Raw genomic sequence first — 15138 nt, 5'->3', positions numbered from 1 at the left:
CAAGTAAATCCCTCTGTCACAACAAAATGGAATAAAATACTTCCTCAATGTGGTTGTAAAAAAATTAAAATATTTTTTCTGGAGGCACTTATAAAAGCGATTATCAACAGAAATTACACTCGATTTTGTTTTTTTTAATTAAAAAATGGGGAATTACTTATTTATTCCCACTCTACGTTAATCAAAAACTCTAATCAGTATTAACTATCTTTGTGTTCAAAGTTTAACTGATGTCTAAAAAGAAAAACAACTCTTCAATCAAGCTGGTACTAACTCAAATGGTACTGGATGTGTTTGAACAGAATGGAAATACACCACTCAACTATAAACAAGTATCTGCAAAATTAAACGTTCGCGATCCTGAATCGCGCGAAATCATATTTGAAATATTAAAAGATGAAGCATTTAGCGGCGTATTAAAAGAACTTTCTCCAGGTAAATTTCAGCTACTAGAGTTAAAAACTTTTATAGAAGGAAAAGTAGACCTAACCAATGATGGTTCCGCATTTATAGTAACCGACGACGAGTTTGAGAGCGATATTTTTGTTGCTCCCCGTAAATTACGCAACGCGTTAAACGGCGATCGGGTTAAGGTATATGTTTACGCTAAAAGTAAAGGCAAGCACAAAGAAGGTGAAGTAATCGAGATCATCCAACGGGCTAAAACTGAATTTACTGGTATTTTGAAACTAAGTGAGCGTTTTGCTTTCTTCGTGCCGGATGACCGCAAAATGATGCATGACATTTTCATCCCGATGAATCAGTTAAACGGGGCTAAAAATGGTATTAAAGCAGTAGCAGAGATTACAGATTGGCCAAGTGACGCTAAAAACCCTATAGGCCGGATAAAACACATCTTAGGGGCACAGGGCGAGAATGACACCGAGATGAATGCTATCTTAGCTGAGTACGGGTTCCCGCTATCCTTCCCTGCCGAGGTTGAACATGAAGCCGAAGAAATTCCTGAAGTTATTACCGAACAAGAAATAGCTAAAAGACGAGATTTTCGCGATATTTTAACTTTTACCATTGACCCCTTTGATGCGAAGGATTTTGATGATGCCATATCCTTTAAAAGGTTGGAAAATGGCAATTATGAGATTGGTGTTCACATTGCAGACGTATCACATTATATCATCCCCGATTCTGCTTTAGATAAAGAAGCACTGGATAGAGCCACGTCGGTCTATTTGGTAGACAGAGTGATTCCCATGCTTCCTGAGCGACTTTCAAACGGATTGTGTTCATTGAGGCCTAAAGAAGATAAACTTTGTTTCTCGGCCGTTTTTGAGATGAATGAAGAAGCGCATATTATTACAGAATGGTACGGCAAAACTATTATTCACTCCGACAGGCGCTTTACTTACGAGGAAGTACAGGAAATCATCGAAGCTAAAGCAGGCGATCATGTTGATGAAATATTAAAGCTGAATGAATTGGCTTACATTTTAAGGGCACGTAAGTTTAAAAATGGTGCTATCAGTTTTGAAACCACCGAGGTTAAGTTTATGCTGGATGCAACTGGCAAACCTACCGGTGTATATGTAAAAGAACGTAAAGACGCGCATAAATTGATTGAGGACTTTATGCTATTGGCTAATCGCAAAGTTGCCGAATATGTAAGCAAATTAGGTAAAGGAAAACATAAATACACCTTTGTTTACCGTGCGCACGACTCTCCTAAACCGGAATCCTTAGCGAACTTTGCAAAGTTTGCTGAACGTTTTGGTTACAAGATCAACACCAAATCGGATAAAGAGACCGCCAAGTCGCTTAACTTTTTGATGGAGGATGTGGAGGGCAAAAAGGAGCAGAATGTGCTTACGCAATTAGCTATACGCTCTATGGCTAAAGCTATATATACCACCAAAACATCAAGCCATTACGGTTTGGCGTTTGATCATTATACACACTTCACCTCTCCTATTCGCCGTTATCCCGATGTAATGGTGCACAGGCTTTTATTTCACTATTTGAATGGAGGCCAGTCTGCCAATGCTGAACATTACGAGGAGCTGTGCAAGCATAGCTCGCAAATGGAAAAGAAAGCCGCAGATGCAGAACGTGCATCCGTTAAATACAAACAGGCTGAGTATTTACGCGATCAGGTTGGTAATGTGTTTAGCGGCGTTATCTCCGGTGTTACCGAATGGGGCATGTATGTAGAGATCATCGAAAATAAATGCGAAGGCATGATACGCTTACGCGATATCTCGGATGACTTTTATACCTTAGATGAGAAAAACTATGCCATTATTGGTCAGCGTAAAAAGAAGGTTTACCAACTTGGCGACGAGGTGACAATACGGGTTAAAAATGTTGATCTTACCAAAAAACAAATAGATTTCTCATTAGTTCAAGACTAATTTATATCATATTACATGACTGAATTAAGCGATCTGCAGGCGATTATAAGTAACGCTGTTGATAAAATATCGTATCCTAAATATCCTGAACAATTATACGAGCCACTATCCTATATTCTATCGATAGGCGGAAAACGAATGCGCCCTGCCCTATTACTAATGGCCTGCGAGTTGTTTGGCGGCGATATTAATAAAGCTATTCCGCCTGCATTGGCCATCGAGGTATTTCATAATTTCACCTTAATGCATGATGACATTATGGATAATGCCCCTTTGCGCCGTGGTAAAACTACCGTACACGAACGCTGGAACAGGAATGTAGCGATTCTATCAGGAGATGTAATGCTGATAGAGGGTTATAAGCTGATGATGCAGGTAGATGATCATTTGTTGCGCCAGGTGCTTGATATTTTTAACAATACTGCCGTTGGCGTTTGTGAAGGCCAGCAGATTGATATGGAGTTTGAAACACGCAGCGTGGTTAACATTGAGGAATACATCAATATGATTCGCCTAAAAACCGCTGTAGTGCTTGGTGGCGCACTGAAAATTGGCGCATTAATTGGTGGCGCGTCACAAGTTGATGCTGATTTACTGAGTGAATTTGGTGTGCAGTTAGGCATAGCATTCCAATTACAGGATGATATATTGGATGTATACGGCGACCCGGAAAAATTTGGCAAACAGGTTGGTGGCGATATTATATCAAACAAAAAAACCTATCTCCTGATCAAAGCACTTGAATTAGCTGAGGGTGAACTGGCCGTGGAACTGAACGCTTTATTAAATGCTACCCATTTAGCCAACAATGAAAAGGTAGCCGGTGTAACCAATGTTTACAATGAGCTTGACATAAGGCAGCATGCTGATACAGCCATGCAAACTTATGCGGATAAAGCTTTTGAAGCACTTGAGAAAATAAATCTACCTAAAGAACATAAACAATATTTGCAGGATTTTGCAGATGGGTTGTTGGTGAGAGAAAATTAACTGGTATAACTTCCACTAGCTTCAGTTTATAGCCATGTCATTGCTGTAAGGTACGAAGCAATCGCAAGTAGAAAGGCAGCCTTGCATAATTCGCGATTGCTTCGTTCCTCGCAATGACGTAGTTTTACATTTACAACTTCTCCAACAAAAAAGCCCCAATCTTTTCAGATCAGGGCTTTAATATTTTATGCTTGTTGCTAATTACTCAGCAGCAGGAGCTTCTGTTTCTTCAGCGGCATCAGCTTTTTTAGCTTTTGGTGCTGCTTTCTTTTTTGGAGCCGCTTCTTCAGCTACAGGAGCTTCAGCAACTGGTGCTGCTACTACTTTAGGCTCAACTTTCGCTTTTGGAGCAGGTGCTGCTACTTCAGCAACCGGTTCAACTGCAAAAGGTAATACTGATACGTATGAACGATTATCAGCTTTCTTTTTGAAAGTTACAACACCTTCGGTTAAAGCGAATAATGTATGGTCACGACCGATACCTACGTTTAATCCTGGGTTGTGTTTGGTACCACGCTGACGAACGATGATGTTACCTGCGATTGCTGGCTGACCACCGAAAATTTTGATACCTAAGCGTTTGCTATGCGACTCACGGCCGTTTCTTGAACTACCAGCCCCTTTTTTGTGTGCCATTTTTAATATCTTTTATGGAGTTGCAAGCAACCCCCGTTAATTATAATGTTATACCTGTGATCTCTATCTTGGTGAATTGTTGGCGGTGACCGTTTTTCTTTTTGTAACCCTTTCTTCTTTTCTTTTTGAAGATAATTACTTTATCACCTTTTAAATGAGACACGATCTTAGCTGAAACTTTAGCGCTTTTCAAATCAGAACCTAATTTGAATTTACCTTCATTTTCTGCTAACAACACATTGTCAAATTCAATACTAGCGCCTTCATCACCTTGTAATCTGTGTACAAAGATCTGCTGGTCTTTTGCAACTTTAAATTGCTGTCCGGCTATACTTACTATTGCGTACATTGTTTGTTAATTATTGTTTTAAAATTCGAGGTGCAAATATAGGAGTTTATATTTAAAAATAAAACCTATTTTAAACTTATTTCCCTATTCTCTTCATCAGCCAAAACCTTTTCAATTACTTTGATCATTTGCTCGTTGGCATCTTTCAGTTTAGGGTCGCCGTCAAAACCATCATCAAACATCACCGTTTTACTCTTACGAGCATAATTAAACTGGATGTAATAGTGTGTAGACTTTATCCCTTTTGCCTTTAAGGAATCATTAATTTCTCTATTTGGGAAGTTCCAGAAACCTAATTCAGCTGCTTTACGGTGCAGGTATAATAAATCATCGTTACGAATATGCAAATGCTTTTTAACCAATGAATCATGACTGTTCAGGTATTGGTATTCGCCGGTTCTGGAATCCCATTTGTTAACCAGACTATCATCTGTTCCGTACTGAAATACGATGGATTTAAACTCGCTGAATTTATATGGTGCATTGCCTATCATCATGGAATAATAATATACACAGTATATTAAAAAGGGCAGCGCAATACTCAATATCAGGAATGCTGTTTTTACTTTCTTATTCATTTATAGTATTCTATTATTTGCAATTAATTTATGCTGCTTCATTATTCAATTCCAGATCACTTGTGGTTAGCTCTCCCTCCCACTTGCTTACCACGGCGGTTGCCATGGCATTCCCCAATACATTTGTTGCTGAGCGCCCCATATCTAACAACGGATCAATACCTAGTAATAGTGCCAGGCCAGCTTCTGGAATATTAAACATGGAGATAGTACCGGCAATTACCACCAGTGATGCCCGCGGAATACCAGCCATACCCTTACTCGTAAGCATCAATATCAGCAACATGGTAATTTCATGAATAAACGACAGATGAATACCATACGCCTGGGCTAAAAACACCGATGCAAAGGTCATATACATCATGGAGCCATCCAAATTAAAAGAATAGCCTAATGGTAATACAAAGCTCACAATTTTGCTGTTACAGCCAAACTGTTCAAGCTCCAATAGTAATTTAGGATACGCGGCTTCGCTGGTTGAGGTACCGAAGGCCACCAACATGGCATCCTTAATACGGTTAACCAAATTAAACACGCGGGTTCGCAGCACAAAGAATCCTGCTAAAATTATAATCAACCATAATATAAATAGCGAAAAATAAAACTCGCCAATAAATATTGCATAGGTTGACAGTACACCTAGGCCCTGTTTGGCAACCACAGCGGTTATGGCACCAAAAACAGCTAACGGCGCTAATAGCATTATATACCCTGTTATCTTAAAAATAACATGCGCTATAGCATCCATTGCTTTTATAACGATGTGCCCCGTATCGCCTATTGCTGCTGTCGCGATACCAAAAAATAAAGAGAACACTACAATTTGCAGTACCTCGTTATTAGCCATCGCCTCAAAGAAACTCCGGGGCACTACATGACTTATAAAATCTTTCAGCGTGACTCCGGTCGCTTTTATATCAGTACCCAAATGGCTATCAGGTAGTACGAGGTGCATTTCTGTACCCGGTTCAAAAAAGTTAACTAATAACATTCCCAGCAATAATGATACTAAGGTCGCGCTTAAAAACCATAGTAATGTTTTGCCACCTATTCTGCCGACTGCGTTAATATCCCCCAATTTAGCAACGCCAACTACCAGGGTGGTAAAGATCAGCGGGCCGACGATCATTTTGATCAACCTTAAAAAAATGTCGCTCAAAATGGTAAAACCCTCCAGTTTATCGTCCCGTAAGGAATCATTGGTACTACGGATTGTTACTTGTGTAGTTTTTGCAAGCTTAAGCAATTTATATTCTGCGGTTGTGGTATCCTTTACCGTAAGTAAACGTGTGCTAATACTTTTTATCGCAGCATCTGCGGTACTAATTTTGCTATTGATATTGCCGATAACATTTACGTTATATATATAGCCGGCTATCACCCCTAAAATTAGAGCAATAAATATATATAGCGTCAGTTTGCTTTTTTGCATTTACCTTAATGAGGGCGCAAAACTACAAAATTTAGTTACTTTGCTGAAATATATAACATGAGCATAACAGTCTACGGATTACAGGACATCAAAAAGGAAATTCAGCATTTGCCACCTGAGCAAATTACTGAGTTATGCCTGCGGCTGGCTCGTTATAAAAAAGAGAATAAGGAACTAATGGCCTATTTATTATTTGAGGCCGATAATGAAACCGCATTCCTGGAAAAAGTAAAAGCCGAAGCGGGTTTTATGTTTAGTCAGTTGCCGGTGCATAGCTATAATGCTGCTAAAAGTATGCGTAAGATATTGCGCTTGCTGAGTAAATATACCAAATTCACCGGATCAAAAGAGGCGGAGATAGACTTGTTGATGAACTTTTGCAATAACTATATCAACTATACGGATAGAAAGGTATTGTACAAACCGTTGCGTTTAATTTTAATTAGACAGGTTATTAAAATCAGGGCGCTTATTGCTAAGTTGCACGAAGATTTGCAATTTGAACACAATCAGGAATTTAACACGATGCTTGAAGAAGCGGAGAAGAAATTCGCTTGGTTTGATAAACATAATTATGTTTTGTAACATATACCAGGTTGCTACATCTAAACATAAAAACTATTAATAATAAGTGGATACTAAAGAACTAGCGTTTAAGAAGATTTTTGAAGCTAATTCAAAAAAAATATTCCACTTATGCTATGGATACACGGGGGATGATGATGCTGCGAATGACCTTTTACAGGAGACCTTTTTAAAAGTTTGGCAAAATTTAGATAAGTTCCGTAATCAGGCACTGATATCGACATGGATATACAGGATTGCTGTGAACACCTGTTTAACTTACCTTCGAACGGAGAAGCGCCAGGGTAAGGAAGAACTTACACCACAACTGGCAGAAACACGAAGGGAGGAATTCTCGGAGAAGAATGAGCAGGTTGCTTTGCTATACAAGTGTATATCTAAACTGGAAGAATCGGAAAGAATTATTATAACATTGGTGCTTGATGAAGTGCCTTACCCTGAAATAGCAGACGTATCGGGAATATCGGAAGGAAATCTCAGGGTAAAAATTCATCGTATTAAACAAAAGTTGACAGAATTATATAATCAATATGAAAGACTTTGATCACTTAATGTCGGTTTGGCAAGCGCAGCCAAAGCAGGATCAGCTTTCGGTTGACGAGGTGCTGAGGCAAGTAAAAAAAGGAATAAGAAGTATCACCAGCCAACTATACTGGGGTATTGTGGCGATGGGGGCTGTGCTGGCTTTAACATTTTTAATATTATTCTTTTTTGTATTCCAATCGTGGTTAACTTATGTGGGTATTACTATTATGCTCATAACCATGTTATTGTATTCTATCCTGATTATTCGCAATTACCGGATATTGAATAAGCGGGATTCTACGGTTAACCCAACTGATTATTTACAAGACTTAAAAGAATATCAAAAAAACAGGGCAAAAGTTGCCGGTTGGTTCTATTACCTGTATGTATTGTTAATTAGCCTGGGACTGTCTCTTTATTTTGTGGAAGTGCTGCGTAATTCTACTATTTTGTACAAGGTTCTGGTATACGGCTTAACTTTTGTATGGATCATGTTTTTAACCTTCTACTACAAAAAACGGATTTTTAAAAACGAGGAAGAAAAACTCAACCTAATTATTGAAAAACTGGAAAGATTGCAAGGGCAATTTGAATAGGCAGTCTTTTGAAATTTCTCGTATTGCTGTCGCGAGTTTAGCGCAGCGTAACTCGTGACATTGCATGAAGTAAGCTTCCAGCTTACTCATATATTTATTCTATATTATAATATCAATTAACCCCTTATCACCGGCATAATCCCTTGCACTGCTATATAAATAGTGAGCGGGTTCATCAACCCAACCAGCCTTAACCGGGTTGTTGTGGATGTAATCCATCTTTTGGTCGATAACGTTATTACTCCACAATTCAATTGGATGATTACCTTGTTGCCAAAACTGATATTGTTCGTTATTGGGATTAGCTTTGCCTTCCCGTTCAAAAAACCACAACAACCAATCTCTCCTGCTTTCTTGTATATTTTCAGCAATGGCTTTAACAAGCGTTTTTGAGGTGTGCCTTTTCATATCTCTTAAAATGTCAGGCATCGGTTTGTTTAATCATATGAACATGATTACTCATAATAACCCAGGCATATAATTCAAGCCCCTTATTAGCTATGCAATAATTGATACTATCAACTAAAATATCTTTGTATTGCCTTCTAGTAAAAACGTCTATCCATCTTATAACTTAACTGAAAAGGTTACAAAATATAGTCCTTCTTTGTTGTGAAACTTATAATTACTACTCATTTTAATTAATATTTTCAGTTTAAGCTGAAAGCTTTAGCAATACTTGTCACGAGTTACGCTGCGCTAAACTCGCGACAGCTCCTTAATCCTTTAAAAACGGGTTGAAATTCCGCGTTCCGATTTCCATTCCGACGGCCCGGCACACGGTTTTGTCGCCAAATTTAAAGTTGATCTTGTCCATAGCCTGATAAAGCCTGATGCGCTGCTCATTATCTTCAAACAAATTTATTTGGTAGCTTCCCGTGCAAAGCTGACTTAGCCTAACTCCTATTAACCTTATTTCCCGGTGTTGGTTCCATGCATTTTTAAACAGATTTTTTATCCCTGGTATTAAAATATGCTCTGCCGCTGTTAGTGGTATTTTTTGCTGCTGGGTATGCGTTTCAAAATTGCCATAACGGATCTTTATAGCAAGGCAGGATGCTAATTTATTTTCCCTGCGCAGTTTGCCTGCCAATTCTTCCGTCATAGAGGTGATGATGGTTTCCAGTGTACGTACATCTGATACGTTGGTATTAAAAGTGTGTTCTGTAGATATGGATTTTCTATCTGAGTGAGGCACGATCTCGCTGTAATCAATGCCCCTAGCCTTCTCCCAAATCCATCTGCCTGCCTTACCGAAAACTGTTTCCAAAAAGCGCAACTCTACCCGCTGCAGGTCACCAATCTTTTCAATTCCATATTGATAAAGCTTAGCTGCGGTGCTTTCGCCAAGGCCGGGGATTTTTGATATGGATAAAGGCGCTAGAAACTCCATTTCTTTGCCATGCGGCACAAAAAGCTGTCCGTTTGGCTTGGCGTAATTGGTAGCCATTTTAGCGATTGTTTTGCCTGATGCCATACCGAATGAAATGGGCAATTGAGTTTCCTTAATTATACGCTGGCGCAGCTGCGATGCCAGTTTGTAAGGATCATAGAAACGATCAGTCCCGGTTAGATCGATGTAGAACTCATCTACCGATGATTTTTGATAAAGTGGCACCGTTTCATCAATAATCTTTGTGACTTGTGCCGAAGCCTCGGAGTAGCGTACGTGATTGCCATGTATCACGATTGCATCGGGGCATAATTTTAAAGCTTGTCGGGTGGGCATCGCCGAGTGCACCCCAAACTTTCGTGTTTCATAACTGCATGACGCCACCACCCCACGATCTGACGAACCTCCAATTATTACCGGCTTACCGATTAGCGATGGATCAAACAATCGCTCCACTGAAACAAAGAACGAATCAAGGTCAATGTGTACTATATATCGCTTGCTACCCACCTAACAAAGATAAATAAATATTTACAATATTACTAATATTTTTAGCAATTTTGATTTAAATTATTCATCATGAGTGACTACAAAGATTATATGATATTACTCTCGCCTCCGGAGAACATCAATGCGCAAGTGAAGAAATTTAAACAGGCAAGTGTGCGGTTGATCGGCGAGTTTGAAAGCATGCACAGCAAGGCTCACCTCACCTTAAAAAATTTGCACCGCCAGAAAGCTCATTGGGCAGAGCCATTATTTGACCAGCTGGAAAAAGAACTATCATTAATAGAACCCATGACTTTACAAATTAATGGCTTCGCGACATTTTTACCAACTGATTTCACTACCATTTATGCAGTTATCAAGTCAACACCCGAAATGGAAGACTGGTTTAAGCGAATAAGAAAGAGCCTTAACGAGAACAAAGCTGTGCCGCATATTACCATCGCCCGGCAAATACCCAATGTGCTTGCCAAAAAGCTTTGGCCTAAATTTAAAGACAGACAATGGGATGATGATTTTGAAATTGATCGCCTCACCATTTTGCAGCGAGAAACATTTGGTGGAGATAAGCACTGGAAACCCTTTAAGGAAATCCGTTTTAGAGGAATTGCTGATTATAATTACCTGATGCGGGTTAAAAAAACGAAAGAAAGCAAGGCGATTAAAGATATTGACGACCAGCAGATCAGTCTATTTTAAGATTGTTTTTGATTTTACTAAAATGTAAATCAATGGCTTATCCCTATTTTAACAATTTATTAACTGCAAACAAACGCTTTTTCTATATTTGCGGCGGGATAAGTCTTTTACGGCCAGCTCCTCTTGAACTCCCCCAGGGTGGGAACGCAGCAAGGGTAGAGAGTTGAGCGGCGCGATAAAAGTAGCTTATCCCATTTTTGTTTCCCCTGATATTTCGCTATAACTCTACCGAATAAATATCTATAGCCTCCTCTCCCTTTCTTAACAAAACCTTTATATTCGCTGTGCAATCATTAAACTGAATCATTATGCACATCATTAAGAAAATCAGCACTTTATTGTTGTTGTTTCCCTGTACTGTCATCGCGCAAAGCGCAATGCAAACTAATCCATTGCTAATTCACTCAAACAGCCCCATCGCTTTTAACAAGGTAGATGCAGCTTCTATTAAAGAAGCAACGGAAACTATCATCAAGATTTCTGATTATCGCATCCATAAATTGGTGGCTATCCCGGCAGGTAAAAAAACTGTCGCCAATACTTTAATGGGATTTGACGAATTGAGTTATGACTTGACAGACCTGGGTGCCAAGCTAAGCGTTATCGCATCCACTTATCAGGATGATGCTACCCGTAACGAGGCTAACAATCAATTGGAAAAACTGTCATCCTATGGCAGCGATCTGTATTTAAATGAGCCGTTATATAAAGCGTTAAAATCTTTTGCATCATCGGCAGTAGGGAAACAGCTATCAGCAACGCAAAAGAAATTTATACACGAAAACCTTATTGATTTCGAGATAAACGGCATGAAGCTGGATGCCGATGGTCGCAAAAGGTTAAAGGTTATAAACGATAAAATAATAGACTTTGGCAATCAGTTTGATAAAAATCTGGCTGAGTTTAAAGACAGTGTAGCATTTTCACATGCAGAGCTTGATGGCCTGCCGGAGCAAATAACAGCCCCATGGAAAAGAGCGAATGATAAATATATGGTTAGGGTTAATGGCCCTAATTATATAAACATTATGCAATCGGCAAATTTGGGCAGCACACGCCACACCATGTATTTAAAATATCAAAACCGTGCATATCCTGCAAATATGACAGCGTTGGACAGCTTATTTCATTATCGCCAGAAGCTAGCTGATGAACTGGGGTATAAAACTTATGCTGAGTATGCTTTGGTTACAAAAATGGCTGGCAAACCAAGTACTGTATGGGCATTTCTTGATGATTTGCAAGCGAAGCTGACTCCGCATGTAGGCCCTGAACTTGCCGAATTAAAAGAGATTAAACAAGCACAAAATCCGAATGAAACTGCGACCATACAACCCTGGGATATTGCTTTCTACAGCAAAAAATTATTAGATAACAAATACAAGCTAAACACCGACGAGGTAAAACAGTACTTCGAAATGAATAATACCATACAGGGTATGTTCACTGTATATCAAAAACTGTTCAACATCAGCATACATGAAACTCACGGCATACCGGTTTGGAACGACAAAGTAAGATCATATGAACTATACATGGATGGCAAAAAGATGGGGACATTCTTTCTTGATCTTTATCCTCGCCCTAATAAATACACTCACTTTGAAACCTCACCTATCGCGCAATATCGCATAGCTAATGGCAAGGAGGTTTTACCTGTTGGTACGCTAATATGTAATTTCCCGGAAGGCACGGCAACAGAACCATCGTTATTAGAACATGAAGATGTGATCACTATGTTCCATGAGTTTGGGCACCTGATACATTTCCTGCTTTGCCACCCGGCAATAAGCTCACAATATGCATTTGCAGTAAAGGGTGATTTTGTTGAAGCACCATCTCAATTTTTAGAGAACTTTTGCTGGAACTATGATTGCCTGAAGCTTTTTGCTAAAAACTATAAAACTGGTGCAGTTATGCCGAAATCGTTATTCGATAAGATGAAGGCTGCACAAAATGCCGGCGTTGCCATTCAATACATCAGGCAGGTATCATTAGCGAAATTAGATTTTACCTATGAAGATCGTTACAATAATATAAAAGACAAAGGAATTGACCAGGTAGAAAAAGACCTGTGGACTTTAAACCAAACCCCTTATCCGGAAGGAAGTCATTTCATCTGCGGATTTACGCATTTGAATAGTTATGGTGCAAATTATTATGGCTATTTATGGTCTAAGGTTTATGCGCAGGATATTTTCTCGATATTTGAAAAACATGGTGTACTTGATCAGGCAACAGGTGTGAGATACCGTAAAGAAATATTGCAGGAAGGTGCCCAGGAAGATGAAATGGCTATGTTAAGGCACTTTTTAGAAAGAGAGCCAAATTCGGCAGCATTCTTGAAATCATTGGGTATAAAATAAATAATAACCCCTTGTCATTCTGAGCGTAGCGAAGAATCTGTACTGCGTAAACCAACTTACAGATTCTTCGCTACGCTCAGAATGACAGGATGGTAAATAAAGATATAATACATGCTTGATATACTTATAATAGGTGGCGGCCCAATTGGATTAGCTTGCGGATTGGCGGCACAGCGGGCCGGTTTAAGCTTTCTGATTATTGAAAAAGGCTGCCTGGTTAATTCGTTATACAATTATCCGTCTACCATGACTTTTTTCTCTACATCGGAGAAACTGGAAATTGGCGGGATACCTTTTGTCACCATCAATAACAAACCGGTACGGGCTGAGGCCTTGGAATATTATCGCCGTGTAGCGGTATCAAGACATTTGCCTATTAATTTATTTGAGGAGGTTACCGGGCTTACTAAAGATGACAATGGATATATCATCACTTCAAGAAAAGGAACGTATCAAGCTAAAAATGTAATACTATCTACCGGTTTTTATGATATATCGGTTAATTTGAATATCCCCGGTGAAGATCTGCCCAAAGTAAAACACTATTACCTTGATCCGCATTATTACGCCATGCAAAGGGTGGTTGTAGTTGGTTCAAGCAATTCGGCTATAGATGTCGCATTAGAAACTTATCGCAAGGGTGCTGATGTTACCTTAGTTGTTCGAGGTGATGAAATCAGTAGTCGTGTTAAATATTGGGTAAGGCCGGATATTATCAACCGTATTAAAGAAGGCAGCATTAAGGCCTATTTTAATTCAAATCTGAAAGCTATACGGGAGTATGAAGTTGATATTGAGACACCCGAGGGTATCATTACCATTCCCAATGATTTTGTGATGGCGATGACGGGATATAAACCCAATTTTAGTTTTCTGAAAAAACTGGGTATTCATTTATCCGAGGATAAGTATATCCCACAATACAACCCTGATACCATGGAAACCAATATGCCTGGGATGTACCTGGCCGGTGTGGTTGTAGGTGGTTTGGATACCCATTTGTGGTTTATTGAAAACTCCCGTATTCATGCGGATATGATTATTGATGATATTGTGCGTAAAAGGCTGGGATAGACCTATATTTTAGTGTATTCATTACACAAAATATCATTTTGAACACTCCCTTGTAATAAAATAGGGTTTAAATGATTTAAAAGCATTTTTTACTTGCATAAATAAAAATTAATGTAAACTTTTGCAGTAAATTAAAAAAGCATAAAAAATGATCCACCAAAGCATAAATAAGTTAGTAACCAAAGCAAAATTTGCTCCGGTTGCCGCTGCTTTGTGTACCACTTTCGTTTCTCCATCACGACGAAGGCTATTTATGCCCAGGGTTTAATTTACATTTCTAAACAACCCAAATGAAGTTTAAATTAAACTTCTTCCTCCAAAAACCATTTAATAATTACGGCTTCATGGCCAATAATTTTACGGTAATCTTTTTACTATAATGACTATACAAGATTTTGACATACTGGTTGCTACTGCACAACACGTTGATTACGCCCAGCAAATTTGCGATGAAATGGCTGAATCGGCAAAAGCGCGCGGGACAGGTATTGCACAACGCTCGCCGGAATATGTCGCGGATAAAATGCTGGAAGGCAAAGCAGTAATTGCACTGCACAAGGAGGGTACCTGGGCAGGTTTTTGTTATATTGAGACCTGGAGTCACGGCGATTTCGTGGCAAACTCGGGATTAATTGTTAATCCGCAGTTTAGGAAAGTTGGTCTGGCTAAGGCCATCAAACATAAAATATTCGAGCTATCACGCACAAAATACCCCGAAGCAAAGCTGTTTGGCTTAACAACCGGGTTGGCAGTAATGAAAATCAATAACGAACTTGGCTACGGCCCTGTTACCTATTCAGAGCTTACGCAGGATGAAGATTTTTGGAAAGGCTGCAAAAGCTGTGTTAACTATGATATTTTAACCAGCAAAGAGCGCAAAAACTGCATGTGCACCGCCATGCTTTTTGATCCTGCCGAAAAACAAAAAGAGATTGAGGACAAGATTAAGAAGCTAACGCATAAGGCTACCTTGCTTGAGCGGATTGAAAATGCTATTAAGAAAACCATTCACCACGAATAATATTAAGTTTCACAACATATA

At 39.2% G+C, this 15138-nt stretch carries 15 protein-coding genes and 1 other RNA gene; 10 read left to right on the top strand and 6 right to left on the bottom strand.

Annotated features, from left to right (window positions below):
• Positions 1-230: 230 nt before the first annotated feature.
• Together rnr and GSQ74_RS19985 are read left to right on the top strand one after the other, a co-directional pair.
• On the top strand, positions 231-2366 hold the full coding sequence (gene rnr, locus GSQ74_RS19990) for a ribonuclease R (RefSeq protein ID WP_158995972.1): 2136 nt from the start codon (positions 231-233) through the stop codon (positions 2364-2366).
• Positions 2367-2381: 15 nt separating this feature from the next.
• On the top strand, positions 2382-3356 hold the full coding sequence (locus GSQ74_RS19985) for a polyprenyl synthetase family protein (protein ID WP_158995971.1): 975 nt from the start codon (positions 2382-2384) through the stop codon (positions 3354-3356).
• Positions 3357-3557: 201 nt separating this feature from the next.
• On the opposite strand, the gene rpmA is transcribed toward GSQ74_RS19985, so the two are convergent.
• The 4 genes from rpmA to GSQ74_RS19965 all read right to left on the bottom strand — a co-directional run bounded on the left by rpmA (position 3558) and on the right by GSQ74_RS19965 (position 6351).
• Positions 3558-3992 carry a 50S ribosomal protein L27 gene (gene rpmA / locus GSQ74_RS19980; RefSeq protein WP_158995970.1) on the bottom strand — a complete coding sequence of 145 codons (435 nt, stop codon included), beginning with the start codon at positions 3990-3992 and terminating at the stop codon, positions 3558-3560.
• 40 nt (positions 3993-4032) lie between these two features.
• On the bottom strand, positions 4033-4341 hold the full coding sequence (rplU, locus tag GSQ74_RS19975; RefSeq protein WP_091374057.1) for a 50S ribosomal protein L21: 309 nt from the start codon (positions 4339-4341) through the stop codon (positions 4033-4035).
• A 65-nt stretch (positions 4342-4406) separates the two neighbouring features.
• Positions 4407-4919 (bottom strand): hypothetical protein, encoded by a 513-nt coding sequence (locus GSQ74_RS19970; RefSeq protein ID WP_158995969.1) that lies wholly within the window; start codon positions 4917-4919, stop codon positions 4407-4409.
• Positions 4920-4947: 28 nt separating this feature from the next.
• Positions 4948-6351 (bottom strand): dicarboxylate/amino acid:cation symporter, encoded by a 1404-nt coding sequence (locus GSQ74_RS19965; RefSeq protein ID WP_158995968.1) that lies wholly within the window; start codon positions 6349-6351, stop codon positions 4948-4950.
• 57 nt (positions 6352-6408) lie between these two features.
• Here GSQ74_RS19965 and GSQ74_RS19960 point away from each other — a divergent pair, with 57 nt between their 5' ends.
• Genes GSQ74_RS19960 through GSQ74_RS19950 form a run of 3 tightly spaced genes read left to right on the top strand, consistent with a single transcriptional unit; the run spans position 6409 to position 8057 of the window.
• Positions 6409-6936 carry a hypothetical protein gene (locus tag GSQ74_RS19960; RefSeq protein ID WP_158995967.1) on the top strand — a complete coding sequence of 176 codons (528 nt, stop codon included), beginning with the start codon at positions 6409-6411 and terminating at the stop codon, positions 6934-6936.
• Positions 6937-6982: 46 nt separating this feature from the next.
• Entirely contained in the window at positions 6983-7480 is a 498-nt protein-coding gene (locus GSQ74_RS19955; protein WP_158995966.1) for an RNA polymerase sigma factor, read from the top strand.
• On the top strand, positions 7467-8057 hold the full coding sequence (locus GSQ74_RS19950) for a hypothetical protein (RefSeq protein ID WP_158995965.1): 591 nt from the start codon (positions 7467-7469) through the stop codon (positions 8055-8057). The genes GSQ74_RS19955 and GSQ74_RS19950 overlap by 14 nt, the downstream gene beginning before the upstream one ends.
• A 99-nt stretch (positions 8058-8156) precedes the next feature.
• Here GSQ74_RS19950 and GSQ74_RS22805 read toward each other — a convergent pair whose 3' ends face one another.
• Positions 8157-8465 carry a hypothetical protein gene (locus GSQ74_RS22805; RefSeq protein ID WP_254060934.1) on the bottom strand — a complete coding sequence of 103 codons (309 nt, stop codon included), beginning with the start codon at positions 8463-8465 and terminating at the stop codon, positions 8157-8159.
• A 310-nt stretch (positions 8466-8775) separates the two neighbouring features.
• Positions 8776-9960, bottom strand: coding sequence for a DNA polymerase IV (dinB, locus tag GSQ74_RS19940; RefSeq protein ID WP_158995964.1), 1185 nt, complete (start codon positions 9958-9960; stop codon positions 8776-8778).
• Between the two features lie 69 nt (positions 9961-10029).
• On the opposite strand from dinB, the gene GSQ74_RS19935 reads away from it, so the two are divergent.
• The 5 genes from GSQ74_RS19935 (at position 10030) to GSQ74_RS19915 (ending at position 15117) form a co-directional block, all read left to right on the top strand.
• Positions 10030-10656 carry a 2'-5' RNA ligase family protein gene (locus GSQ74_RS19935; RefSeq protein ID WP_158995963.1) on the top strand — a complete coding sequence of 209 codons (627 nt, stop codon included), beginning with the start codon at positions 10030-10032 and terminating at the stop codon, positions 10654-10656.
• A gap of 96 nt (positions 10657-10752) precedes the next feature.
• An RNA gene (ffs, locus tag GSQ74_RS19930) (signal recognition particle sRNA small type) lies at positions 10753-10851 on the top strand.
• 113 nt (positions 10852-10964) lie between these two features.
• On the top strand, positions 10965-13022 hold the full coding sequence (locus tag GSQ74_RS19925) for a M3 family metallopeptidase (RefSeq protein WP_158995962.1): 2058 nt from the start codon (positions 10965-10967) through the stop codon (positions 13020-13022).
• Positions 13023-13133: 111 nt separating this feature from the next.
• Entirely contained in the window at positions 13134-14096 is a 963-nt protein-coding gene (locus GSQ74_RS19920) for a YpdA family putative bacillithiol disulfide reductase (RefSeq protein WP_158995961.1), read from the top strand.
• A 379-nt stretch (positions 14097-14475) separates the two neighbouring features.
• Complete coding sequence (locus GSQ74_RS19915; RefSeq protein WP_158995960.1) at positions 14476-15117, top strand: GNAT family N-acetyltransferase; 642 nt, start codon at positions 14476-14478, stop codon at positions 15115-15117.
• Positions 15118-15138: the final 21 nt, after the last annotated feature.

The organism is Mucilaginibacter sp. L196 (assembly GCF_009765905.1).
Lineage (GTDB): Bacteria > Bacteroidota > Bacteroidia > Sphingobacteriales > Sphingobacteriaceae > Mucilaginibacter.
The sequence above is the reverse complement of the archived record's forward strand: the minus strand, read 5'-3'. Positions and strand labels throughout refer to the sequence as shown.